This is a genomic window from Streptomyces bambusae (assembly GCF_019400985.1).
Taxonomy (GTDB): domain Bacteria; phylum Actinomycetota; class Actinomycetes; order Streptomycetales; family Streptomycetaceae; genus Streptomyces; species Streptomyces bambusae_A.
In genome coordinates this window covers 1-965 of the sequence record NZ_WTFF01000684.1, presented here as the reverse complement: position 1 = coordinate 965, position 965 = coordinate 1, and the positions used below count along the sequence as shown (strand labels likewise).

The 965-nt window shown below is 71.5% G+C and carries 1 protein-coding gene; it reads right to left on the bottom strand.

All coding sequences use genetic code 11. The features are described from left to right. On the bottom strand, nt 1-965 hold a 965-nt coding region (gene tnpB, locus GPJ59_RS36535), incomplete at both ends, for an IS607 family element RNA-guided endonuclease TnpB (RefSeq protein WP_219672394.1).

Sequence of the window (965 nt, the reverse complement as noted above, 5' to 3'; positions counted from 1 at the left end):
TGCCGCGAGGGCGGCGAGGTTGAGCGCGGCGTTGTCGTCCCGGTCGATGACCAGGCCGCAGGCGTCGCATTCGTAGGTCCGGACGTGCAGCGGCAGCTTGGCTTTCGCCGCGCCGCACCCGGAACAGGTCTTGGAGGAGGGGTACCAGCGGTCGGCGACCACGATGCGGGTGGCGTGGCGCTGGCGGGTCTTGTAGGTGAGCTGGCGGCGGATCTCTCCGAATCCGGCGTCGGCGATCCGCCGGGCCAGGCGCCGGTTGCGGAGCATGCCGGCGACGTTGAGGTCCTCGACCACGACGGTGCCGTACTCGGTGGCCACGGCGGTGGTGAGCTTGTGCAGGGCGTCAGCGCGGAGGTTCGCCACACGGTGGTGGACCTTGTTCCGCTGGGCGTTGGCCTTCTCCCACCGCTTCGACGGCTTCTGACCGGTGCGCCGGTCGGGGCCCTGACGCCGGGAGACGGTGCGGGACGCGCGGCGCAGCTGCCCCAGGGCCTGGTCGTAGTGCCGGGGATTGGCCACGGTGCGGATCTCGCCCGTGCTGTCGGCCATGACTGCGAGTGTCTTCACCCCGAGGTCGATGCCGACCGCCGTGCCTGGGCGCGTGACGCGTTCGAGGTCCCGCTTGACCTCGGCCTGGAAGGACACGAACCAGCGCCCGCGCTCGTGCCGCACAGTCGCGGACAGGACCCGCGCCGTCCCGGCCTGGACGCGGGTGAGGAGCTTCACGGTGGGCTCGTGGGTGCGGAGTGTGCCCAGCCTCGGCAGCGTGACGTGCCGGCCGTCGGCGTCCACGCGGATCGTGCCGGTGGTGAACCGGCAGGCGAGGCGCGCCTTCCGCTTCGGCTTGAACCGCGGCGCACCCATGCGGGCGCCTTTGCGCCTGCCGTTCTTCGACTTGGCGTAGTTGTCGAACGCGGCCGACGCGTTGGCCAGGCCGGTGGAGTACGCCTCCTTGGAGTTCTCCT